General features: G+C 58.3%; 19 protein-coding genes. 4 read left to right on the forward strand and 15 right to left on the reverse strand.

All coding sequences use genetic code 11. The features are described from left to right. Positions 1-135 precede the first annotated feature (135 nt). The 4 genes from ACU4F7_RS13965 to ACU4F7_RS13980 all read left to right on the forward strand — a co-directional run bounded on the left by ACU4F7_RS13965 (position 136) and on the right by ACU4F7_RS13980 (position 5,260). The gene (locus tag ACU4F7_RS13965) at positions 136-711 is read left to right on the forward strand and encodes a fimbrial protein (RefSeq protein ID WP_481637166.1); all 576 of its coding nucleotides are present in this window, start codon (positions 136-138) and stop codon (positions 709-711) included. A gap of 142 nt (positions 712-853) precedes the next feature. Continuing rightward, positions 854-1,546 (forward strand): fimbrial biogenesis chaperone, encoded by a 693-nt coding sequence (locus tag ACU4F7_RS13970; RefSeq protein WP_481637167.1) that lies wholly within the window; start codon positions 854-856, stop codon positions 1,544-1,546. Positions 1,547-1,554: 8 nt separating this feature from the next. Continuing rightward, positions 1,555-4,113: a fimbria/pilus outer membrane usher protein gene (locus ACU4F7_RS13975; RefSeq protein WP_481637168.1), complete on the forward strand. Its 2,559-nt coding sequence runs from the start codon at positions 1,555-1,557 to the stop codon at positions 4,111-4,113. Then, positions 4,103-5,260, forward strand: coding sequence for a fimbrial protein (locus ACU4F7_RS13980; protein WP_481637169.1), 1,158 nt, complete (start codon positions 4,103-4,105; stop codon positions 5,258-5,260). The genes ACU4F7_RS13975 and ACU4F7_RS13980 overlap by 11 nt, the downstream gene beginning before the upstream one ends. A gap of 49 nt (positions 5,261-5,309) precedes the next feature. On the opposite strand, the gene cheZ is transcribed toward ACU4F7_RS13980, so the two are convergent. The 15 genes from cheZ to motA form a co-directional block, all read right to left on the reverse strand. After that, complete coding sequence (gene cheZ, locus ACU4F7_RS13985) at positions 5,310-5,954, reverse strand: protein phosphatase CheZ (protein ID WP_024557477.1); 645 nt, start codon at positions 5,952-5,954, stop codon at positions 5,310-5,312. A 10-nt stretch (positions 5,955-5,964) separates the two neighbouring features. Next, the gene (gene cheY / locus ACU4F7_RS13990) at positions 5,965-6,354 is read right to left on the reverse strand and encodes a chemotaxis response regulator CheY (protein ID WP_024552273.1); all 390 of its coding nucleotides are present in this window, start codon (positions 6,352-6,354) and stop codon (positions 5,965-5,967) included. A 17-nt stretch (positions 6,355-6,371) separates the two neighbouring features. Continuing rightward, positions 6,372-7,421: a protein-glutamate methylesterase/protein-glutamine glutaminase gene (locus ACU4F7_RS13995; RefSeq protein ID WP_024557478.1), complete on the reverse strand. Its 1,050-nt coding sequence runs from the start codon at positions 7,419-7,421 to the stop codon at positions 6,372-6,374. Next, positions 7,418-8,284, reverse strand: coding sequence for a protein-glutamate O-methyltransferase CheR (cheR, locus tag ACU4F7_RS14000; protein WP_024557479.1), 867 nt, complete (start codon positions 8,282-8,284; stop codon positions 7,418-7,420). Before cheR ends, ACU4F7_RS13995 begins: the two co-directional genes overlap by 4 nt. A gap of 19 nt (positions 8,285-8,303) precedes the next feature. After that, complete coding sequence (gene tap / locus ACU4F7_RS14005) at positions 8,304-9,908, reverse strand: methyl-accepting chemotaxis protein IV (RefSeq protein ID WP_481637170.1); 1,605 nt, start codon at positions 9,906-9,908, stop codon at positions 8,304-8,306. Positions 9,909-9,947: 39 nt separating this feature from the next. After that, entirely contained in the window at positions 9,948-11,612 is a 1,665-nt protein-coding gene (gene tar / locus ACU4F7_RS14010) for a methyl-accepting chemotaxis protein II (protein ID WP_481638737.1), read from the reverse strand. A gap of 135 nt (positions 11,613-11,747) precedes the next feature. Further along, on the reverse strand, positions 11,748-12,710 hold the full coding sequence (locus ACU4F7_RS14015; RefSeq protein ID WP_481637171.1) for a Csu type fimbrial protein: 963 nt from the start codon (positions 12,708-12,710) through the stop codon (positions 11,748-11,750). Then, on the reverse strand, positions 12,707-15,079 hold the full coding sequence (locus tag ACU4F7_RS14020; RefSeq protein ID WP_481637172.1) for a fimbria/pilus outer membrane usher protein: 2,373 nt from the start codon (positions 15,077-15,079) through the stop codon (positions 12,707-12,709). Before ACU4F7_RS14020 ends, ACU4F7_RS14015 begins: the two co-directional genes overlap by 4 nt. A gap of 14 nt (positions 15,080-15,093) precedes the next feature. Beyond that, complete coding sequence (locus ACU4F7_RS14025; RefSeq protein ID WP_029591944.1) at positions 15,094-15,852, reverse strand: fimbrial biogenesis chaperone; 759 nt, start codon at positions 15,850-15,852, stop codon at positions 15,094-15,096. Positions 15,853-15,868: 16 nt separating this feature from the next. Continuing rightward, the gene (locus ACU4F7_RS14030) at positions 15,869-16,375 is read right to left on the reverse strand and encodes a Csu type fimbrial protein (protein ID WP_029591945.1); all 507 of its coding nucleotides are present in this window, start codon (positions 16,373-16,375) and stop codon (positions 15,869-15,871) included. A gap of 63 nt (positions 16,376-16,438) precedes the next feature. Then, positions 16,439-17,005 (reverse strand): Csu type fimbrial protein, encoded by a 567-nt coding sequence (locus ACU4F7_RS14035; RefSeq protein WP_481637173.1) that lies wholly within the window; start codon positions 17,003-17,005, stop codon positions 16,439-16,441. A 415-nt stretch (positions 17,006-17,420) separates the two neighbouring features. Next, positions 17,421-17,924, reverse strand: coding sequence for a chemotaxis protein CheW (cheW, locus tag ACU4F7_RS14040; protein WP_024559023.1), 504 nt, complete (start codon positions 17,922-17,924; stop codon positions 17,421-17,423). A gap of 26 nt (positions 17,925-17,950) precedes the next feature. Continuing rightward, positions 17,951-19,969, reverse strand: a complete 2,019-nt coding sequence (gene cheA, locus ACU4F7_RS14045) for a chemotaxis protein CheA (RefSeq protein ID WP_481638738.1) — start codon at positions 19,967-19,969, stop codon at positions 17,951-17,953. Positions 19,970-19,979: 10 nt separating this feature from the next. Continuing rightward, positions 19,980-20,909 (reverse strand): flagellar motor protein MotB, encoded by a 930-nt coding sequence (gene motB, locus ACU4F7_RS14050; protein ID WP_029591948.1) that lies wholly within the window; start codon positions 20,907-20,909, stop codon positions 19,980-19,982. Continuing rightward, the gene (gene motA, locus ACU4F7_RS14055; protein ID WP_029591949.1) at positions 20,906-21,793 is read right to left on the reverse strand and encodes a flagellar motor stator protein MotA; all 888 of its coding nucleotides are present in this window, start codon (positions 21,791-21,793) and stop codon (positions 20,906-20,908) included. Before motA ends, motB begins: the two co-directional genes overlap by 4 nt. Positions 21,794-21,905: the final 112 nt, after the last annotated feature.

Below are 21,905 nucleotides of genomic sequence, written 5' to 3' on the forward strand. Positions count from 1 at the left end.
CAAAATTTGCGCTTTAAAATCTCTTCTTCTGTAAAAAATAAGAATGTATACTCAGCCCGCCATGAATATATTCGGTTAATATTAACCTCTTATATTCATCCTGCACTGGAGCTATTAATAAGGAGATAACCATTCATGAAGTTTACCAGGCACATTATTTCGGCTGTGTTTTTAACGTGCGCGGCCGCCAATGCATTCGCTGCTGAAATGAACGCAGGCAAAATACATTTCACGGGTCAAATCATTGAGCCGAGCTGCATCATTAAAGGGGATAACGGTACCGACAGCACCGTCCCGTTGGGCACCTACCCGACCTCTTTATTTGACAGCGTAGGGAAAGAATCCACACTGAAGTCTTTTTCTATCAAACTCGCCGAGTGCCCTGTGGCGAGCGACGGTCTGCCAGCGGTACAGCTGACCTTCAACGGTCCGACTACCCTGACCAGCTCCGCTTCCCTGCTGGATGTGAGTAAAATCACCACCTCTGGCGAAGAAGCGGCGACGGGCGTGGGGATTGCAATCAGCCCGGAAGGTAGCGACACGACTTACCTTAAATTCGATGGGTCAGAAAATCAGATAAAAGTGGATCTGCCAACCGTTAAGGACGATACCGTTACCGCTTATTTTAATGCTCGCTATAAATCCTTCGCGCAAACCGTTACGGCCGGCGCGGCGGATGCCGATCTGACAATTAATATTCTTTACCGCTAACACCCGGCTAAAAATTATTTTTAGCGCGCCAGGGCTTTGCACTGAAGCGCTGTTTAGCAAAAAGAGAGTAAACACAACAATAGTCCGACGATGCGGGCTATTGTTTTTATCTTTTACTAGTGATTCAGACACAGGTTCGCCTATGCGTATTTCTCTACTGGCATTACTTTTTCTGTCAGCCCTGCATCCTTTATATACCCATGCCGCCGGCGTCCAGATTGGGCGTACGCGTATTATTTATGACGCCAGTAAAAAAGAAACGGCGTTATCCCTGACGAACAAAGAAACCGAATTGCCCTGGCTGATTCAATCGTGGACCGATACCGGCGATGGCAAAACCCGCGGGCCATTTATGGTCACGCCTCCCTTATTTCGTCTGGATGCGCAAAAAGAGCAGAGCGTGCGTATTACCTGGACCGGCGAACCGCTGCCTGAAGACAAAGAGTCGTTGTTCTATTTCAACGTGCGCACGATCCCGGCTACGCCGAAAGATGACGAGGCAAAAAATGTGCTGCGTCTTATCTACAAAACGCGCCTTAAGCTGTTCTGGCGTCCCAAAGGGCTCCCCGGCACGCCGATGGAGAGCTGTAAACAGTTACGGTTCACGCGCAGCGGCGACCAGCTCACGGTGACCAACGACGGCGCTTACCATGTCGTTTTCGACAGCCTCTTTATCGGCAACACAAAGCTTGATAAGGCTGAGCTTGTTGCGCCGAAAAGTTTCGCCCGTATCGCTTTTTCGGGCAACGCCGAGAACCCGACCGTGAGCTGGCGCTGCATAACCGATTATGGCAATGCCTCTGAAAAATACACCGCAACAGCCATCCAGGGTTAATTTTAGTCATGAAGATTAACGGAACTTCTCTTCATTCTTGCCAGGCAATGGGGCGTCTGAATCCTGTCCTGCGCTGCCTTGGCGGCATTATGCTTCTGGCCGCCAACAGCGCCCTGGCCCGGGAATATTACTTTTCCCCTTCGTCGCTTGAGGGCGAAGCCCTGCAGCGGCAGAACGTCGATCTCTCTTTATTTTCACGCAGCGGCGCGCAGCTGCCCGGTGCTTATCTCTGTACGGTCGTGCTCAACAAAGACCGCCAGGATGACGAAACCATCAGTTTTATCAGCGGTAAGCAGGGTCAGCTTGAGCCGCAGATAACCCCCGCCATGTTGCGTAAATGGGGGGTCAAGGTTGACAGATTTCCGGCGCTTGCGGCCCTGCCCGCTAAGAAACCGTTGCCAGGCAGCCTTGGAAACCATATTCCTTTTGCCGTTGCCACATTCGATTTTGAAACGCTTACGTTACGCATCAGCATGCCGCAAGAGGCCATTAACAGCCAAAGCCGGGGCTATATTGACCCTTCGCGTTGGGATGACGGCATGCCGGTCGCCTTCGCGGATTACGCGTTTTCCGGTACGCAAAATGAGGGTCATGCCATTTCAAACCGGGAAAACCAATACCTGAATTTGCGAAGCGGCATAAACATTGGCGGCTGGCGCGCGCGCAACTACTCGACCTGGAACAAAACCGATGACGCCGCTTCATGGAGAAGCATTAATACCTATCTGCAGCACGATATCGACAGCCTGAAGGCGCAATTCACCGCCGGTGAAAACAGCACCCAGGGCGAAGTCTTCGACAGCCTGCAATACCGTGGCGTGAATATTGTTTCTGACGAAGAGATGCTGCCTTACAGCCAGCGCGGCTTTGCGCCGGTCATTCGCGGCATCGCCAGCACCAACGCTGAAGTGTCTGTTCGCCAGAACGGCTATGTAATTTATCAGCAGAACGTCGCCCCCGGCGCGTTCGAGATCAACGATATCTATTCCACGACCAACAGCGGCGATCTGGAAGTCACGGTTAAAGAAGCGGACGGAACGGAGCATCGCTTCACCCAGCCTTATTCCAGCGTGGCGGTCATGCAGCGCCCTGGCAAAGTCAAGTATGAGATGACGGCAGGCCGTTACCGCGCCGGGAACAACAGCGATGCCAGTGAGCCGCTCTTTGTTCAGGGCAGCGCCATTTACGGCGTCAACAATCTGATGACGCTCTTTGGCGGAGTAACTCACTCCCAGGACTACCGTGCCATTAACGGCGGCACAGGCGTCACCCTTGGCGAACTCGGTACGGTATCAGCGGATGTCACCGCCGCCTGGGCTACCCTTGATAATGGCAAACAGAGTGACGGCCAGTCTTACCGCCTGCTTTACTCCGGCAAGTTAACCGCGACCGAGACAAACTTCACGCTGGCAAGTTACCGTTACTCGACCGAAGGTTATTACAGCTTTGAAGATGCCAACCAGAAGTATGACGATGAAGATAACGCGTGGCTGTTTCGCTACAACAAGCGCAACCGGCTGCAGGCCAGCATCAGCCAAAACCTTTTTGGCAGCAGCCTCTACCTGAATGGCTATCAGCAAGACTACTGGGCAACCGATAAAAAAGAGCGCAGCGTCTCTGCCGGCGTCAGCACGCTGATTGGCAAAACCAGCGTACATCTGGCCTGGACATACAGCAAAGCCACCGACAGCGAAAGCGACCAAATGATCTCGCTAAGCCTGAGCGTGCCGCTGAGCGAATGGCTGCCGCGGGCCTGGGCCAACTATAACTTCAGCGACAGCAAACAGGGCTACGCCAGCCATAACCTGGGCATCAACGGCACCTTGCTGGATGATGAGCGGTTAAGTTATTCACTCCAGCAAAGCCACACTAACCATGACGGCGATGATAACTCGAGCCTCTACGGCAGCTATCGCTCGCAATATGCCAGCCTGAATGCCGGTTATTACTACAGCTCCGACAGCAGCCGACAGTTCAGCTATGGGGTGAATGGCGGGCTGGTGGCGCACCCGAACGGCATTACGCTTTCGCAGCCCTTAGGCGACCAGTTCGCCATCGTGAACGCGAGCGGCGCCTCCGGCATTCGCTTTGTTAACCAGCGTGGCGTCGCCACTGACTGGCAGGGTAACGCCATTATTCCTTCGCTAAGCGCTTATCAGGAGAACAGCATCCGCATCGATACCACCAGCCTGCCGGAGGATGTCGATACCGATGAAACAGCCGTTACGGTTGTCCCCAGCCGCAGCGCCGCTGTATCCGCCGAGTTTACGGCCCATGTGGGGTATCGCGCCTTAATTCGGTTGCGCCGCCCGGATGGCAACCTCATCCCCTTTGGCGCCATGGCAACATCCGAATCGCCCGCGATGAACGCCATCGTTGATGATACCGGCACGCTTTATCTTGCCGGCGTGCCGGAACAGTTCTCTCTCAAAGTGAAATGGGGTAACGACGCCAGTCAAACCTGTTCCGCCCGCGTCCAGTTAGATAGCGCAAAGCATACCGCAAACCCCGCAGGAATTCGTACCGCAGAGGCACTCTGCCAGCAGGAGCAACATCGTGGTCACTAACTTCAACATCCGCCCTTTGAAGCCAAACGTAGCGCTCACCGCCGCGTTACTGACGCTTGCGCCGTTATCCGCCCAGGCGGCCAGCCTCGCCAACTGTTTTAACAGCGCGCCGGTTTACAATGCCAGCTATACGCGAGAGCTGACGACAGATGAAAATGCGCCTAGCAAGAAGCTTATCGTCCCCGGACACCTCGTTGGCGAGGGCCCGGAAATTGAAGCTAACTGCGCCTGCCCGCCCACAATGAGCGCGTCAACGGATGTTCTCCTGCTCTCGCTGGCTGGCAGCCCCCTTCCGGCCGGCGTCGCTGGCTTTGGTTATCTCACCAGTAAAGTGGATGTGGATGTCGCCGGTTACATCAATGCCGTGGATTCTCCTGATGGAGGCGGGCTGGATAAAATTGATATCAATAGCTATCCCACCACGCAGCGTCTGTATGCGAAGGAAGCGGAAAAGTCCCAGGAAGCGAGAGCCAGCGTCTGCAGCGATGCGACGCGGCCAGCTGGCGGCACACCGATAAAACGGAAATTTAAGTGGAACGTTATTGCCGCCACCTTTTATATCAAAAAGCCCATCCTTGGCGAGGAAGTGATTCCTTCAACGCTTGTGGTGCAAAACTACGCGTGTCTTTCTACCGGCTCGCACTGCGACAGAAGCGATCCGAACGTCACGCAGGTTTCCAATATCTGGCTGAGCGGCAAACTGACGGCGCCCTTGAGCTGCACCATCAATGCCGGAAGCACCATCGAAGTCGATTTCGGCAATATCGTCAGCAAACAGTTTCGCGCTCGTGGCGAGCCGCCCGCAGCTTATGCGTTGAAAAATGTCGATATTTCTTACCATTGCGATGGCCCGGCGGTGGGCAATGAGGACAAAATAAAGCTGACTTTAATCGCCGACCAGGGAACGGCGGAGGGCAGCGATCAGTTAATCGCCAGGATGCTGGGGCGCGATGATATTGGCGTGCGGATCTATAACGAAAACAGCGCAGCGGTGGCGCTTGACGGCACCTTCGCGTTTCCGGTGACGCTGGATGAACAAGGAAACGGCGTCGTGCGCATTAAAGCTGCGCCCGTCTCCACGCAACAAAAAAGTCCGGCAGCGGGTAAATTTGAAGGAAACGTAACGGTAAAAATGGATTTGCGCTAAAGAAACGTTCCTCAGGCTGCAGAGGCAACCTGAGGAAGGTAAACGAACGTTAAAAGCCCAGGCTGTCCAGCAGGTCGTCGACCTGGTCCTGGCTTGCCACAACGCCTGCGGCGGTGGCGTCCAGCTGGGGGCCGTTAAGCAGGCTTTCGTTCTCACGCTTCGGACGCGCGGCTGGCTCCGGCATGTTTTCCAGCAGCACCATCAGCAACTGGCGCTCAATTTCCTGAATCACATCCATCATGCGCTTGATAACCTGACCGGTCAGGTCCTGGAAATCCTGCGCCATCATGATGTCCAGCAACTGGGCGTTAGTGAAGCTGGTGTGCCCCGGCACTTCCGCCAGGTACTGACGGGTATCGGTGACAAGCTCCCGGGCGTCGCTCAGCTCAATGGGATTTTCAAACCATTCGTCCCAGCGTTTGCTAAGCCCTTTCGCCCCTTTTTCCAGCTCGTCCTGATGCGGCTGCGACGCTTCGACGCTGTTGAGCGCGCGCTCTGCGGCCTGCGCCGTCATCTGCACAACATAGTCGAGACGATCACGGGCATCCGGAATCGCCTCGGCCGCTTCCGCAATCGCCTGATCCAGACCAAGCTCACGCAGGCTGTCACGCAGCATACGCGTTAAGCTGCCAATACGAACGATGATATCGGCTGCGGAATGTTCTTCAGTGGGTTTCATTGCAGAATGAATCATCAGGAGCTCCTCACATTCCGAGTTTCTCGAATATCTTGTTCAGCTTCTCTTCCAGCGTCGCCGCGGTGAAAGGTTTAACGACGTAGCCGCTGGCGCCCGCCTGAGCGGCGGCGATGATGTTCTCTTTCTTGGCTTCCGCTGTCACCATCAGCACCGGCATCGCCGCCATTGCGCCGTCGGCGCGAATGGTTTTCAGCAGTTCCAGGCCATCCATGTTCGGCATGTTCCAGTCGGAAATCACAAAGCCAAAACCGCCAGCCTGCAATTTGTTCAGCGCGTCTACGCCATCTTCGGCTTCTTCCACGTTGTTAAAACCCAACTCTTTAAGCAGGTTACGCACGATGCGACGCATGGTGGAGAAGTCATCCACAACCAGAAACTTGAGCTCTTTATCCGCCATAAAAACTGCACTCCTCTTTAAATACGTATTGCCTGTCCGGCACTGATTTTCGCCAGCATTTGCTGGCTGACCTGGCTTAGATCGACGACTTCGCTGACGCCACCCATATTGATGGCCTCACGCGGCATGCCGAACACCACACAACTTGCTTCATTCTGCGCAATGGTCCAGGCGCCCGCCTGGTGCATCGCCAGCATCCCCGCCGCGCCGTCGTTGCCCATCCCGGTGAGGATAACCCCCACCGCGTTGCGCCCCGCATGTTTGGCGACGGAGTGAAACAACACATCTACCGCCGGGCGGTGCCGGTTAACCGGCGGCCCGTCGTGAATCTTAATTTGATAGTTCGCCCCGCTGCGGGTGAGCTCCATATGCTTATCGCCCGGCGCGATATAGGCATGACCCGGCAGCACGCGCTCGCCGTCTTCCGCCTCTTTCACCGTTATCTGGCAAAGCTTGTTCAGACGCTCAGCGAAGGAACGAGTAAAGCCTGGCGGCATATGCTGGGTAATCAGCACCGCCGGGCTTGAGAGCGGCAGCGGCTGCAGCACGTGACGAATCGCCTCGGTGCCGCCCGTCGAGGCGCCGATAGCCAGCAATTTTTCAGAACTCAGCAGCGGGCCTGCCTTCAGCGTTGCCGGCGCGCTGACGGGCGCGCGGGCGGAAAGGCGAGCGCGGGAAGCGGTACGCACTTTCTCAGCAATCAGCTCGCTGTAGGCCAGCATGCCTTCGCGAATGCCGAGCTGCGGCTTGGTGACAAAATCCACCGCCCCCAGCTCCAGCGCGCGAAGCGTCACCTCCGACCCTTTACCGGTCAGGGAGGAAACCATCACCACCGGCATCGGGCGCAGACGCATCAGCTTTTCGAGAAAATCGAGGCCGTCCATGCGCGGCATTTCGACATCCAGCGTCAGCACGTCCGGATTAAACTGCTTAATCAGATCGCGCGCGACCAGCGGGTCCGGCGCGGTCGCCACCATCTCCATGTCGCTGTGGCTGTTGATGATTTCCGTCATGATCTGGCGCATTAACGCCGAATCATCCACTGACAACACTCTGATTTTACTCATTGTCTTTCCTTACTCAGGGCGTATACCGTCTGGCCGCGCAGCCAGAAATCGCGACTGAGATTGCTGAAATTCTCCGAATGTCCGGCAAAGAGCAAACCGCCTGGCTTAAGCAGCGGCACGAAACGCTTGAGGATCGCCTCTTGCGTTTCTCTGTCGAAATAGATCATGACGTTTCGACAAAATATCGCGTCAAACGGACCCGGAACGTTGTACTGCTTGTCCAGCAGGTTGAGCGAGGCGAACTCCACATGGTTCGCAAGCTCCCCACGCACCCGCACCAGCCCCTCATGCGGACCGGTGCCGCGCATGAAATAACGCTGCAATTGCTGAGGAGAGAGGGTTTTCAGCTCCTCCTGGCGATAGATGCCGCTCTGCGCTTTTTGCAGCACTTCGGTGTCAATATCGCTTGCAAACACCTTCCAGCGGCCCGGCGCTGTGCCGAGCGTATCGGCAAGCGTAATGGCCAGCGAATAAGGCTCTTCCCCCGTTGACGCCGCCGCGCTCCAGACCTTGTACTCGCCGCTGCGCTTGCGCGCATGCTCGGCCAGCACCGGAAAGTGATGCGCTTCGCGGAAAAACGCGGTCAGGTTGGTGGTCAGCGAGTTGATGAACGCCTGCCACTCGGCGCTGTTGGCATTCGCCTCCAGCATGCTGAGGTAGCGGCCGAAATCATCAAGCCCGAGCGTGCGCAGCCGACGCACCAGCCGGTTGTAGACCATGTCTCGCTTATGGTCCGCCAGCACGATCCCTGCGCGCTGGTAAATCAATTGACATATCCGACGAAAATGCGCGTCGGACAGCGCAAGGCGCTGTGTCATGGGCAACAGGAACGAGGGTTGCCCACCAGGAATGGTTGTTGTCATAGCGCCTTATTACTCACAGTCAGGGGGATACGGCTACGGCATTGAGCGCAACGGCGTCGTCTCGCTCAACGACATGTTTCTCTTCAAGATTAAATACCGACACAACCGCCGTCAGACGGTCGGCCTGGCTTGCCAGCGTGTCAGCCGCGGCAGCCGCCTCCTCCACCAGCGCGGCGTTTTGCTGCGTCACCTGATCCATCTGGCTTACCGCCTGAGCGACCTGCTCAATGCCCCGGTGTTGCTCGTCCGAAGCAGAGGCGATTTCGCCCATAATGTCATTCACCTGGGTTACCGAGCGGACAATCTCCGCCATGGTTTGCGCCGAGTTATCCACCAGCGACGACCCTTGCTGCACCCGGGATACCGACTCCTCAATCAACGCTTTGATCTCTTTCGCCGCCTCGGCGCTGCGGCTTGCCAGGTTACGCACTTCGCCTGCCACCACAGCAAAACCCCGTCCCTGCTCTCCTGCGCGAGCCGCTTCCACGGCGGCGTTAAGCGCAAGGATATTGGTCTGGAAAGCGATACCGTCGATAACGCTGATGATGTCGCCGATTTTTTGCGAACTCGTTTCTATCTCATGCATCGTTTGCGCCACGTTCGAGGCCTGATCGCCGCCGCGCTTCGCGGTCTCGGCAGCGCTTTTCGCCAGCAGCGAAGCCTGACGGGCGTTTTCAGCGTTCTGGCTTACCGTGGCGGTCAACTCTTCCATGCTGGCCGCAGTCTGCGCCAGCGATGCCGCCTGCTGTTCGGTACGCGAAGAGAGATCGTTATTGCCGGCGGCAATCTCGCTGATGCCGGTATGCATCGCGAGGCTGCCGTTGCGCACATCGCTTACCGTTTCCCGCAAGGCGCTTTGCATCGCCTTGAGGCTGGCGAAAATCTCCGAAATCTCGTTACGGCCGAAGACCAGCACCGGGCGCGCCAGATGGCCTGCGGCAATGCTGTCAAAATGGCTGCGTATAATCGCCAGCGGCATCACCAGCATGCGGCGCGACCACCACAGCGACCCCAGAACCAGCAGCACCGCCACGACGCTCACCACGCCGAAAATCAGCCCGGAGAGGTGATACCAGCCTTTGCTCTCTTCGCTGGCGCTGCTGACAAACTGGTTAATGTGCTGCTGCCAGGCGTTAAAACTGGCGTCAAAGCCATCCTGCGATTTCTGCACCGGCGCGGTGAGGAAATCGGAAAGCTGGTTGCTTGCAAGCCAGGTCGCCTGATGCTCCAGGTCTTCGCGGTAGGCCGCGAAGCTTTTCCTGGTCGACGCGAGCAACTGCGCCGTCTCTTCGTTCGCAGGCTCAATGGCGGCGAACGTTTTAAACAGGGAATCCGCCTGCTTCAGGCTCTCCTGCGCGCCTGTCATCAGGGCTTTGATATCTTCCGGCGGGTAGCTCAGGGCGGTGAGCGTACCGGCGCGGTTTAATGCCGTACTCGCTTGTAACAACGCTGCGCGGGTTTGCGTCAGCGTGTCGCGTTGCTGGTTACTTGCCTCGACCCTCTTCAGATTGCCGTAGTCGGCCCGAAAAGCGAGAAAGGACAAACCATTACTGCCAATCTGCAAAACGCCGCAGAGAATCAAGAGCAAAAACAACGTGGTCGAAATACGAATACGGTTAAACATCAACGCTCCCTTACCCGGCATCGCTGCCAGCTTGAGTGGTCAAAAAGTTTCCCAGTTATCGTTATGGCCAACCGCGGCCGTTTCACGTGGGATCGAAGCCGGGCTGGAGGCCGGCGCCTGGGTCGTGCTCAATGTGCTGCTCAAATTCGGCTTTTGCATAGAGGCAGACGTTTCGCGCTCGCGCAGGCGGAACGCGGCGACCGCCTGAGATAACCGGCTCGCCTGCTCCTCAAGCTGCGCGGCGGCGGCGGCGGACTGCTCCACCAGCGAGGCGTTCTGCTGGGTTACGCGGTCCATCTCGGAGACGGCCAGCGCGACCTGGTCAATACCGCGGCTCTGCTCATCGGACGCCGAGGCGATTTCGCCCATGATGTCGGTCACCCGGGTTACGGCGCTGACGATGTCCTGCATGGTTTCACCCGCGCTTTCCACCAGCACCGAGCCGGTATCCACGCGCGTGACGGAATCTTCAATCAGCGCTTTGATTTCTTTCGCCGCCTGGGCGCTGCGGCTCGCCAGATTGCGCACTTCGCCCGCCACCACGGCGAAGCCGCGGCCCTGCTCCCCTGCCCGCGCCGCTTCCACGGCGGCGTTAAGCGCAAGGATGTTGGTCTGGAAAGCGATGCCGTCGATAACACCGGTAATGTCGGCAATCTTCTTCGAACTGGCGGCGATGTCGTGCATGGTGTTGACCACGCCGTCCACCACTTTGCCGCCGCGCTGGGCGGTTTCCGAGGCGGTGCGCGCCAGTTGGGAGGCCTGACGGGCGTTGTCGGCATTCTGTTTCACCGTGGCGGTTAACTGCTCCATGCTGGCGGCGGTCTCCTCCAGCGAGGCCGCCTGCTCTTCCGTGCGCGAAGAGAGATCGTTATTGCCGACGGCAATCTCACGGGTGCCGGTGTAAATCGCATCGGTCCCTGAACGCACGCTGGTCACGGTGTCGATAAGCTCCTGCTGCATGTGCTGCACGCTCTGCGCAAGTTCGCTCATCTCGTTGCGTCCGCTGACGTTGATACGGGCAGTCAGGTTGCCTGCGGCGATTTCACGAATCGAACCGATGATGACGGCAAGCGGGTTGAGCAGCACATGACGCAGGCCGTACCAGACCAGGGCGCTCACCGCCAGCAGCACCAGCGCCAGCACGCCGGTCTGCCATTGAGCAAAGCGGTAGTCCTGCGTGCTCTCCTGCCAGGCATCCTGCGCGATGCGCACGTTAAGCGTAGCGTAATCGTCCATCGCTTTTTGCAGCGCGTTCTGTTTGCCCTGCGTCGGTTGGGCGAAGTAAGGCTCTAAATTGCCGCTCTCCAGGTACTGCACCAGCTCGCCAAGCGCCTGAGCGTAATCCTGAAAAGCCGCATCAAGCTGCCCGCTCATGGCCTGAATATCGGGCTGTTCAACCGGCGCCGCTTTGAACGCCGCATAGTGAGCCTGGGCCTGCGCCAGCGTCTTTTTCGCGCTGTTGAGCAGATCGGTTTTGGCGCTGCTTTGCTGGTTGCTGGGATCCATCATCATTCGCGCCGCGGAGCGGCTGAGGTTGATGCGCGTCTGCAACAGCATGTCCCAGGTATGGTTTAGCTCCGCCTGTTGCAGGCGCAACTGGTGTGACGCGCTAAAGCTTTGCTGGTTCTCTTTTAGCGAAGAGAAAAAGAAACTGCCGGAAATAAGCTGCAGCAGGATGAAAACGCCTACCACCAGCATCAGCATTGTGACTACGCGAATACGATTCACTCAACATCCCCCAGACATCTGACTAACTGTTGAGGTTATCGGCAAAGGAGGCGGGAACTTTATCGTTCAGCGGAAGGAATTTGCGTTAACGTGAAAGCGTGAGCAAGCTCACTAAAAGGCGATATCGACCACCAGCGTATCGCTGTAGCTGCCTGCGGGCAGCGCGCTCTGCCCTGAAAGCACCCGGGCGGTGTAGTTATACGTGCGCAGCAGGCCGTCGGTGCTGACCTGCGATGAGCTGGCGCTCGCCCAGCGCTCTGTGCCGCTCACCCCCCAGCGGTTCGTGGTGCTGCCTTTATAGATCTCGTAGCTCAGGCGATTCGCGCCGCTTGCCATGTTGCGTACGTTGCCGTTGGCGTAACTGCCGTTGTTAATGCCAACGGTGTAAACGCTGCCTTTGGTGCAGGTGATGGCGATGCTTTGCGCAACCGGGGCGAAGTTGCCTGGCAGCGGCGCGCTGCCAAAATTGACGTTCGGCGCGCTGATGGTCGTGCAGTCATTGGTCACGGTGAGCGTGACGATAAGCGGCAGCGACACGGTGCCGGTCTGCGCCGACAGGCAGGCCACCGCGGCCAGCGCGCAGACGCTGTAGTTAATAGAAAGGGTGAGCGTACCCTGATAGGTCCCGGCGCTGAGGTTTTGTCCGGCGACCGTGCGAATATAGAGCGGAAGCGCATAGCGTGAGCTGGTAAGCAGCCCCAGCAGCGTGCTGCCGCTCCAGCGGTACGAGCCGCCCACCGCGATCTCGCTGTTGGCCGGGCACCCGTTCTGGGCGCAAAGCTGGATCGGCAGGCTGTCTGTCGATGTTGTCGTGTCGGTGCGCCGGAGCGTGGCGCGGTTGCTGGCGCTGGAGCTGGCGGTCGTCAGCGTGGCGTTGACGAAGTCAGAACCATTAAGCAGGTTCAGCACCGTATCGCACTCCACCACCAGGTTGGCGCTGGTGGTCTGCACTGTGCTGTTAATAACGAACGAGGTTTGGGTGCCGAGCGAAGCTTTGCCGAGGCTGACCCGGCAGGCGGCGAGCGCGGGCGCGCTGATTATCATCAGCAACAGGCAGAGCAGCAGGCGCTTCATGGTTGCTCTCCCTGGCAAATAAGCGGGCCGAACGTTTCCAGCCGATGGCTGCGGGCGGCGGCAAGGGTCAGCGTGGCGGTGCAGCGCTTGCCTTGCGGCGTGGAGACGGTCAGGTGGTTTACCTCGCCGACGTTTTCAAGCCAGGCGATGCCGTCGTAGCCCACAATGGCGGGCGGCTGACCGGCGCGGAAGACCTGGCTTGATACCGGCAGCGGCTGGCCGTTTTCGTCATGCAGGATAACGTTCGCCACCCGTTCCTGCTCCATCGGGAAAGTAATCAGATAGCCGCTGCGCCGGCGCAGCGACAGGCGGCGCTCGGTTTCACGGATGCGGGTATCCGCAGGCAGGTTAAGGGTGTCGATGCTGTAGTTGGCCGGATAGTAGGAGGTCACGCCGGAGATAAGCAGGTAGCCATCTTTATCGGTTTTACCCACCGGCTGGTTTTCATAGTTCACGGTCACATCCGCCTGGCCGCCGGTGCTTACCACCGCGAAGGCGTCATTAATCTGGTTGGCGGCAAAGAGCGCGCCATTCATCAGCACCAGCGAGCCGGTGGCCTCGCCCCAGTGGGTATAGCCGTCGCGCTCGCCATAGATGCCGCCCTGCAACTCGACATGGTTGTTGCGCCAGCCGAGCGTCGCCTGCTGATAATCGTTCTCCTGGGTCTGATGCGCGTAAGCGAGGTTCCAGCTAAAGCCGCCCTCGCTCGGCATCGCATGGTTATAGTTCACGCGCTCGGTCGCGCCGCCATCGGGCTGGCGCTCGGCGCTGAACGCCACGCTTTCCTGCAGGCCAAAGGGGATTTGCAGCGAGAGCGCGACCGACCAGTCGTCGGCATCCGGGTCATGGCTTGCCGCCACATAAAAACTGCTGCTGCCCCAGAGGTTTTTACTCCAGGAGAGGTTGAGCAAGCGAGTGCTGTCGCTGTTAAAACTGTCGACATCCAACCATGCCGCGCCCAGGTTGCCAAAACGGCCCATATTAAAAGAGAGCGAGTACTGGGCGACGTTGCGGCTCAGGCTGACTATCGGCTGGCGGTCGCTGTCATACATCACCTGTTGATCGTAAAGCGCCAGGTTGCCGAAGCCGCGCTCCCGGCGCGTGTGTTGCGTCGTGAATGACATAAAATCGGTGTTGTACTGATAACCCAGCGTCCACTGCTGGCCCTGCTCGCCGCGCATCCGGCTGTAAGCCACTGCACCGTTCACCACCCCGAAGTGGCCGAGCTTCACCAGCGACCCGACGCCGCCAAGCCCCAGCGATTCCGCGCCTTCGCCGTGCGCCTCCACCGTCCAGAAATCATTGACCCCGTAGCGGTAAGAGCCGCTCGCCGCCGCCGGGCCATAGTCAACGTTTTTGATGCCATAGTTGCGCCGGATAGCCCCCGCCGTGACGGCCCCGTCGCTAAGCCCCGCTTTCAGCAGGTCGCTCGCCACATAAAACGGCATGGTGGTGGTGACCTGGCGGCCCAGCGCGTCGGTGGTCACCAGCACCGCGTCGCCGGAGCCGTTGATATAAGGCAGGTTGGTGAGGGTGAAAGGGCCGGGCTCCAGCTGCGTGGAGCCGGAGCGGTAGCCGTTGATAAAAACATCGACTGTCGTGGGCACCGCCGCCTCGCCGGAGAAGGCAGGCAGCGGATAGGTAATGAGATCCGGGCGCAGCGAGAAATCGCGGCCAAAGGAGACGCCGCCGAGGCGCACGCTGCTGGTCCAGCTTAAGCTGTCGCTCACCACGTCCCCTACCGACCAGCTCAGCGCATCGTCATCCAGCGTGCCGGTGAAGGTAGAGTCGTAGCGGCGGTAGCCTTCGCTTTGCCCCGGATAGCCATCAAGCACCTCGCGGTTTGTGCCGGTGGTGGAAAAGGCGCCGTAATCGTTGAACAACCGCAGCTCGTGCCACAGCGAGGCCTGGCTGCCGCTGTGCTCGGTGTGGTTAGCATAGAAATCGTAATTAAGCAGCCCGCCGCGCCCGTTGCGCGCGCGCAGGCGCGCCGCGCCGTCGCCAAGCGCAATCCGCCGCTCCGGCACCCACTCTTTCGGCACCGTCAACAACAGCCGCTGGCTGGTGCTGTCATACTCCGTACGCACCAGGTTTAGCCTGGAAAGATTGACGTCGCCCTGCGGCAGCCGGTCGCCCGGCAGCCCGGCGCGCTGTAGATCAGCGCTGGAGACCCAGAACTCCCCCGCCCGGCGCGTGACCGGCACGACCATGCCGGTATCGTAATGGCTCAACACCAGCGACAGGTGAAAAATCGCCCGATCGTTGATAGCGCGGGCATCCGGCGGCGGCGGCAGCGCGTCGTCGCCCGGTTGCGCCATGGCGCGGTCTGTCGCGACGCTAAGCAGACCAACCACCGACACGACTTTCATCGCCTTATACCGGCTTAACGCGAAGAAGCGAGCCATCGCGAGTCGCGGGCGTTAAGAGAGGCGGAGATTTCGCTGGGCGCGGTAACGCCTGCTGGCAGCGGGAAAAGCCGGGTGCTGCGCGGCAACACATACCCCCACAGCCCGTCGGCAAGCTCGCGCTGTCGCCCGCCCTGGCGCACCGACACTTTGCTAATGCGCGCGTGGACCTCATCGTTATTGGTGATTTCTATGGCCGGCTGGCCGTTATCGCGGGTCATCCGCCAGCTCAGCTTGGTCGGGTTAACGAAGGCGTGATGCGCGCCGGAGCGCTGGGTTTCAATGCCTTGTCCATACACAAACAGCGGGATGGAATAGCGCATCTGCAGCTTGATGCCAAGCTGCGGTTTGCTGCTGTCCTGCGGCTGGGGAATTTCATCAACCACCACCCGATACGCCTGCTCAACCCCCATGGGGATCTGCGCCTGGCTGATTAAACGGATCAGCTGTTTTTTGCCGCCGCCGATGCTCACAATCGGCGGGCTGGCGACCACGTCCTGCTGTGCCTCATAGCGCTCGAAGCCTCCCTCCTGACGCCAGCGCACGATACGCACCTGCATGGTGGTCGGCGTGTCGCCCTGATTTTGCACCCATAGCTCCGCCGCTTTTTCGCCAGCCGGCAAATAAGGGTCGATAGGCCAGATAAGGATATTGCTTGCCGCATGGCTTGCGCTGGCGAAGAGCCCGAGGGCGATGAGTAAACCGCAAGAGTGGAAGCGCGTTGCGCCTGTTATCATGTCACTTCTCCCTGAGTCACCATGACAAAGTCACCGTGAGCCGATCGCTGTAGCTCCCTGCGGGGCTGAAGCCGGTCAGCTGCGCTGCGCCGAAAATGGGCAGCGTAATGTTGTTGCTGTTGCTGTAAGTCACCGTCACCGCCTGGTTTACGCCGATTTCGCTCGCTGCGGATAGCGAGCTGGCGCTGTAGAGTCGGTAAGGCACCCTTTCCGTTCCGCCGCTGCGCACCATGTTGCGCACCGTGGCGTAATTCTGCCCGCCGTCGATGCTCATGCTGAGCGCCACGCCGGGAGTGCAGGCGAGCGTCAGACCGCTGTTCGGCACAAAGCTTGTGGTGACGCGGGCGCTGTCCACCCCGCTTCGCGTCCCGAAATCCAGCGAGCCGTAAACGCCGCCGCTGCCGCTCGTTACCGAACAGCCCGGCGTGATGGTGGCGTTAACCTGAAACGACTGCGTCGTCACCGCCCGCGTCGTCAGGCTGACGAAGATTAACGCCAGGACGAAACCGCCGCTTTTTCGCACAGCTTTCCCCTGGACAGCCCGGCGGACTGCCCTGTTGCGTGTCGTAAACAAGCGCGACGGTAATTAGTAAATAACGCTCACGTTGATAGTGTCGGTGTAGATGCCCGGCACCACGGTGACGCTGTTGCCACCGCCCTGGATACGGCCATAGAGGGTATAGTTATCGACCCCGCCCGTGGTGGAGGCGCGTGGAATCGGCGCGTTATTGGCGATAACGTTGTTAAAGGCGGCGTCGCTGTAGAGGCTGTATGCCACGCCCTGCGTCGCATTCGTGGTATTAACAAGATAGCGGCCCGGCGTGCCTGGCGTGCCGATCACCGTGCCTGGCGCCTGGTTCGTGCTGCCGGTGACCTGCACGGTGTAATCCGCCGTGGTGCACTGAATAGCGAAGCTGTTGCCGCCCGCCGCGCCGGCTAACTGCGTGGTCAGGGTATCGAAGGTCGCCGGGTGGGTACCAAAGTCCAGCGTACCGAAGTTAATGCCGTTCTGGCTCGGCGAGCCGTTGATCAGGCAGCCGTTGGTCAACGTTAAGGTGGCGCCAATGGTACCGCTGCTGGTTACCGCATGGCTCACGGAAGAAGCGAGCAGTAACCCACCTCCGCAGATCACAACAAAAAGATTTTTTTTCATCGTGTTTTCCTCTGACTGCGCTGTCGCGAAGCATCCTGTTTTCTAATTTGATCAGCCTGTTAAGGGCCGGAACCGGAGCGCCGACACCTGTAAACTGAAATTTAGTTTATGTATCTGAATTTAACCAAATACTAACAGTGCATTCATACGGACGACGGATTGACGCCTTTATCTCTTTAAAAACAAAATGTTGAATAATATAAATTCATTTCTGAATGTAAAATGAAATGAATATATTCATTATTACGTGATGAATGTCACATAATTCATGCAATAAATGCGGGCGAAAAATTGACAGATTGGTCAGCGGTGCTAACGGAGTATGTTAGGAGAACTACACAGTAGCGGAAAGTAATTACTTCAGCGGGCAGCGGGCAAAGAAAAGGGGCGCTACCGCGCCCCTCAGACATGACGGTTACGCGACGCGCGAGGCCGCGATATCTACCAGTTCCATCTCTTCGCTGTTGAGCAGTTTTTCGATATGCACAAGGATAAGCATACGTTCGCCAATCGCGCCGAGGCCGGTGAGATATTCCGTTGACAGCGTCACGGCGAATTCCGGCGCCGGGCGAATTTGCTCCGCGGTCAGCGACAGCACGTCGGAGACGCCATCCACCACGATGCCCACCACGCGCTGGCCGAAATTCAGCACGATAACCACGGTGTTGTCGTTGTATTCCACATCCTGCTGGTTGAACTTCACGCGCAGGTCAACGATAGGCACAATTACGCCGCGCAGGTTGGTCACCCCTTTGATAAAGGAGGGGGTATTGGCGATACGGGTTACCTGATCGTAACCGCGGATCTCCTGCACCTTCAGAATGTCGATACCGTACTCCTCATCGCCGAGGGTAAATACCAGAAATTCCTGACCTGACGGCTCTCCGGCCAGTTTAGTTACATTACTCATACCGGTCATTTGTATACCTTTTTACGCTTGTGGGATCAGGCGGCAGTCTGCGCCATACGCTGTTCACGGTTAATACTTTGCAGCGCTGAAACATCAACGATCAACGCCACGCTACCATCGCCCAGAATGGTGGCGGCCGAGATGCCCGGCACTTTGCGATAGTTACTTTCAAGGTTTTTCACGACCACCTGATGCTGGCCGATAAGCTGGTCAACCAGCAGCGCGTAGCGGCGGCCCGCACTTTGCAGAATCACGACGATGCCCTGGGTCGCTTCTGTTTTCGCGCCCTGCACGTCGAAGACCTTCCACAGCTCGACCAGCGGCAGATATTCGCCGCGCACCTCAAGCACGCGCTCGCCGCCAGCCAGCGGATGCAGATCTTCTTCGCGCGGCTGCAACGATTCCATGACCGCGTTGAGCGGCAGAATAAAGACCTCGTCATTCACCTTAACGGACATGCCGTCGAGGATGGCGAGCGTCAGCGGCAGCAGAATGCGAATGGTGGTGCCCTGCCCCTGCTTTGACTGGATCTCAACGTGGCCGCCCATCTCCTGAATGTTACGCTTCACAACGTCCATGCCGACGCCGCGGCCTGAAACGTCCGTGACCTGCTCGGCGGTGGAGAAGCCCGGCGCGAAGATAAGCATGCCCACTTCGTCATCGGTCATGCTTTCGCTGACCGCCATGCCCTGGGACATCGCCTTGGCCAGAATGCGCTCGCGGTTAAGCCCGGCGCCGTCGTCGGTCACTTCGATGCAAATGTTGCCGCCCTGATGTTCCGCAGAGAGAATCAGGTTGCCGACCGGGGCTTTACCCGCCGCCACGCGTTTTTCCGGCGATTCAATGCCGTGGTCGAGGCTGTTGCGCACGAGGTGCGTTAACGGGTCGATAATGCGTTCAATCAGGCTCTTATCAAGCTCGGTGGAGCTGCCCATCAGCGTCAGTTCAACCTGCTTGTTGAGCTTGCCGGCCAGATCGCGCACCAGACGCGGGAAGCGGCTAAAGACATATTCCATCGGCATCATACGGATGGACATAACCGATTCCTGCAGGTCACGCGCGTTGCGCTGCAGCTGGCTCATGCTGGTGATGAGGTCGCCGTGCGTAACCGGATCAAGTTCGTTGGAGCGCTGTTGCAGCATCGACTGGGTAATAACCAGCTCGCCCACCAGGTTAATCAGCTGGTCGACTTTTTCTACCGCGACGCGAATGCTCGTTGACTCTTTCTCGCGGGCCGGTTTTTCACGTTCCGCACGGGCAGGCGCTGGCGCTTTAACGGCCGCGACGGGCGCAGCAGCGGCAGGCTCGGCCACCGGCGCGGGGGCGGCTTCAGGTTCCGGCTGCGCGGCCGCTTGCGGCGCGGCGTCCGGCGCTTGCGGCGTCAGGAAGGCAATCTGGTCCAGCTCGATGACGAAGCAGAGCACGGCGGTGATGTCGTCTGCGCTGGCGCTGGTTTCAAGCGTGGCGGTCAGCGTGTCGACGCCCTTCTCCACCTGGCTTACGGCGCCGAGGTTGCTCAGCTCCTCCAGCAGCAGGTCAGGCTCGCTCGCCTTCAGCTTGCTAAGCTGAATACGCAGGCTGCCGCCATTTTGCGCAACAGGCGCAGGCTCCGGCTTTTCCACCACGGTTAAATGCGCGCTGGCCGCAGGCGCAGCTGGCGCTTCGCCTTTCGCTTCCAGCGCCAGTTGACGCAGCGCCTGGCAGATGTATTCAAAGCTGGCAGCATCCGGCTCCTGTGAGCTTTTATAAGCGTCGAGCTGTTCCTGCATAATATCTTTGGTTTCCAAAAACAGGTTGATAATGTCGGTGTTGAGTTGCATTTCACCACGGCGAGCTTCATCCAGCAGGTTTTCCATCAGGTGCGTGGTTTCCTGCAAAATGGTGAAGCCGAAGGTGCCTGCGCCGCCTTTAATGGAGTGCGCAGCACGGAAAATGGCGTTGAGCTGCTCGGAATCCGGCGCTTCAGGCGACAGATCGAGCAGATGCTGCTCCATATCCGCCAGAAGCTCGTCGGCTTCGTCGAAAAATGTTTGATAAAAATCGCTGATATCCATACTCACGCTATCACCTCATAACCGGTTGCGACGGTGTTGGGTTGGAGGCCGGGGGCACGGCGCCCGGTTGTTGTAACACGCTCAGAGGCTCGTTCTCGCTTTCGGCGTTTTCATGCACGATGGCGTCTTCCGCCTGCTTGTTGAGCACTAAAATACTGATTCGACGATTCAGCGCTTCGTCGGGGCCGCGATTGGCCAACCGCATGGTGGCGGCCATCCCCACGACGCGCAGCATTTTGCCTTCGTCCAGCCCGCCCGCCATCAGCTCGCGACGCGAGGCGTTGGCGCGGTCGGCGGAGAGTTCCCAGTTGCTGTAGCCGCGCTCGCCGCCCGCATAGGGAAAGTCATCCGTATGGCCCGACAGGCTGAGCTTATTCGGAATGCCGTTCAGCACCGGAGCGATAGCGCGCAAAATGTCGCGCATATAAGGCTCGACTTCCGCGCTGCCGGTTTTAAACATCGGCCGGTTCTGGCTGTCGATAATCTGAATTCGCAGCCCTTCCTGCACCAGATCGATCTTCAGGTGCGGACGCAGCGCGCGCAGCTTCGGATCCGCTTCGATCAGTTGATCGAGGTCGCCGCGCAGCTTTTTCAACCGGTTCTGCTCCATTCGGTTTTTCAGCTCGTCAATATTCGGCTGCTTTTTCACTTCGCCCTGCTGTTGGGTGTAATCATCCCCGCCGCCCGGAATCGGGCTTTCGCTGTCGGCGATGCGGTGCCCGCCGGTGATCGCAGCGGAAAGCGGCGTGCGAAAGTATTCGGCTATTTGCGTCAATTCTTTAGGGCTGGAAATGGAGATGAGCCACATTACCAGGAAAAACGCCATCATCGCGGTCATAAAATCGGCATAAGCGATTTTCCAGGAGCCGTGCGAGCCGCCTCCATGCCCTTTATGCTTGCGTTTTTTTACGACAATGATGGGGTGATTCTGGTTTTTCATGCATCTTCCGTCGCTTTCTGCTGGTTAGACCCTTTGGCCGCGCGTACATGCTCATCCAGTTCAGTAAATGAAGGACGTTCGCTGGAATAGAGCGTTTTACGGCCAAACTCGACGGCGATAGGCGGCGCGTAGCCGTTAAGGCTTGAAAGCAGCGTGACTTTTACGCACTGCATCATCTTGGTGGTTTCGGCGCTTTTCTGACGCAGCACGGTGGCGAGCGGCGAAACAAACCCGTAGGCGAGCAGGATGCCAAGGAAGGTCCCCACCATCGCGTGCGCAATAAGCGCGCCGAGCTCTGCCGCCGGGCGGTCCGCCGATGCGAGCGCGTGCACAACCCCCATCACCGCGGCCACGATGCCGAAAGCAGGCAATGAGTCGCCCATCAGCGCCAGACTGTTGGCCGGCACTTCGCTTTCGCTCTCATGGGTTTCTATCTCTTCATCCATCAGCGCTTCGATTTCGAAGGTGTTCATGTTGCCGCTGATGATGAGGCGCAGATAATCGGTAATGAAATCGAGCATCACCGCATCCGCCAGAATGCGCGGATAGCTGGCGAAAATTTCGCTCTCTTTCGGGTTTTCGATATCGCGCTCAAGCGAAAACATGCCCTGCTGGCGAGATTTGGTCATCAGGCGATAAAGCAGCGCCATCAGATCCATATACAGGCTTTTGGTGTATTTCGAACGGCGGAAAAGCAGCGGCAGCGCCTTCAGCGTGCCCTTGATGGCTTTCCCATTGTTGCCGACGATAAAGGCGCCGATGCCTGCCCCACCGATAATAATAAACTCAGAGGGTTGATAGAGTGCCCCCAGGTGACCGCCGGTCATCATATAACCACCGAACACGGTCCCCAGAATGACCAGGTAACCTAATAAAATCAGCACGACATCATCCTTCTGCTGTTGACGAAAGTGAGGATGCGCAGATAGAAGGGAGCGTTTAGCGGATCGGGGGAGATAAAAAAGCAGCGGCGAAATCGCCGCTGCTGGAGTGAGT

It is taken from the genome of Franconibacter pulveris (genome assembly GCF_056780215.1).

Bases quoted from the DNA above. Each gene is read 5' to 3' on its own strand.
- ACU4F7_RS13965 (WP_481637166.1), top strand. From the start codon at position 136: ATGAAGTTTACCAGGCACATTATTTCGGCTGTGTTTTTAACGTGCGCG.
- ACU4F7_RS13970 (WP_481637167.1), top strand. From the start codon at position 854: ATGCGTATTTCTCTACTGGCATTACTTTTTCTGTCAGCCCTGCATCCT.
- ACU4F7_RS13975 (WP_481637168.1), top strand. From the start codon at position 1,555: ATGAAGATTAACGGAACTTCTCTTCATTCTTGCCAGGCAATGGGGCGT.
- cheZ (WP_024557477.1), bottom strand. From the start codon at position 5,954: ATGATTCATTCTGCAATGAAACCCACTGAAGAACATTCCGCAGCCGAT.
- cheY (WP_024552273.1), bottom strand. From the start codon at position 6,354: ATGGCGGATAAAGAGCTCAAGTTTCTGGTTGTGGATGACTTCTCCACC.
- ACU4F7_RS13995 (WP_024557478.1), bottom strand. From the start codon at position 7,421: ATGAGTAAAATCAGAGTGTTGTCAGTGGATGATTCGGCGTTAATGCGC.
- cheR (WP_024557479.1), bottom strand. From the start codon at position 8,284: ATGACAACAACCATTCCTGGTGGGCAACCCTCGTTCCTGTTGCCCATG.
- tap (WP_481637170.1), bottom strand. From the start codon at position 9,908: ATGTTTAACCGTATTCGTATTTCGACCACGTTGTTTTTGCTCTTGATT.
- tar (WP_481638737.1), bottom strand. From the start codon at position 11,612: ATGCTGATGCTGGTGGTAGGCGTTTTCATCCTGCTGCAGCTTATTTCC.
- ACU4F7_RS14015 (WP_481637171.1), bottom strand. From the start codon at position 12,710: ATGAAGCGCCTGCTGCTCTGCCTGTTGCTGATGATAATCAGCGCGCCC.
- ACU4F7_RS14020 (WP_481637172.1), bottom strand. From the start codon at position 15,079: ATGAAAGTCGTGTCGGTGGTTGGTCTGCTTAGCGTCGCGACAGACCGC.
- ACU4F7_RS14025 (WP_029591944.1), bottom strand. From the start codon at position 15,852: ATGATAACAGGCGCAACGCGCTTCCACTCTTGCGGTTTACTCATCGCC.
- ACU4F7_RS14035 (WP_481637173.1), bottom strand. From the start codon at position 17,005: ATGAAAAAAAATCTTTTTGTTGTGATCTGCGGAGGTGGGTTACTGCTC.
- cheW (WP_024559023.1), bottom strand. From the start codon at position 17,924: ATGACCGGTATGAGTAATGTAACTAAACTGGCCGGAGAGCCGTCAGGT.
- cheA (WP_481638738.1), bottom strand. From the start codon at position 19,969: ATGGATATCAGCGATTTTTATCAAACATTTTTCGACGAAGCCGACGAG.
- motB (WP_029591948.1), bottom strand. From the start codon at position 20,909: ATGAAAAACCAGAATCACCCCATCATTGTCGTAAAAAAACGCAAGCAT.